The sequence below is a fragment of the Pseudomonas morbosilactucae genome (genome assembly GCF_023241715.1).
Taxonomy (GTDB): domain Bacteria; phylum Pseudomonadota; class Gammaproteobacteria; order Pseudomonadales; family Pseudomonadaceae; genus Aquipseudomonas; species Aquipseudomonas morbosilactucae.
The window spans coordinates 1-690 of the sequence record NZ_JALQCW010000113.1 but is presented as its reverse complement, the minus strand read 5'-3'; the positions used below and the strand labels follow the sequence as shown (position 1 = coordinate 690).

The following is a 690-nucleotide window of genomic DNA, read 5'->3' as shown; positions in this document are numbered from 1 at the left end:
ACGCCGTGGTGCTGGCCAGCGGCACCTTCAACTTGCTGGGCAACGCCCTGGACAACACCCTGACCGGCAACGCCGGGGCCAACCGCATCGACGGCGGCGTTGGCGCGGACCTGATGCAGGGCGGCGCCGGCAATGACACCTACATCGTCGATAACGTCAACGACCAGGTGCTCGACAGCGGGGGCATCGACACCGTCGAAAGCAGTGTCGATTTCAGCCTGGACCTGCAGTCCGGCGTGGATAACCTGGTGCTCACCGGCAGCGGCAATATCGACGGCGAAGGCAACGCCCTGGCCAACACCCTCACCGGCAACAGTGGCAACAACGATCTGGACGGCCTGGGTGGCGTGGATACGCTCAAGGGCGGCTTGGGGGATGACAGTTACCGGGTCGCCCTGACGGCCAAGAACCTCTTGGAAGACAGCGTTATCGAGCTGGCCGACCAAGGCAACGACAGTGTTGAACTCTATGGCGGCACTACTGGCCTGGCGACGGTGACAATCACCCTGGGGGCCAACCTGGAGAACCTGGATGCCACCGACGACCCGGCCACCCTGGCCCATCAACCTGACCGGCAACGCGGCGGCCAACATCCTGATAGGCAGTGACGGTGCCAACATCCTCGATGGCAAGGCTGGCATCGACACCTTGATCGGCGGTTTGGGCGATGACACCTACGTGGTCGATTCA

General features: G+C 63.5%; 2 protein-coding genes. Both read left to right on the top strand.

Annotation, left to right across the window (positions count from 1 at the left end):
* On the top strand, positions 1 to 608 hold a 608-nt coding region (locus tag M1B34_RS32225), incomplete at its 5' end, for a calcium-binding protein (protein ID WP_425273564.1).
* Positions 532 to 690 (top strand): hypothetical protein (locus M1B34_RS33895; RefSeq protein WP_341870566.1); only part of this gene is annotated, 159 nt, incomplete at its 3' end. The genes M1B34_RS32225 and M1B34_RS33895, both read left to right, overlap by 77 nt.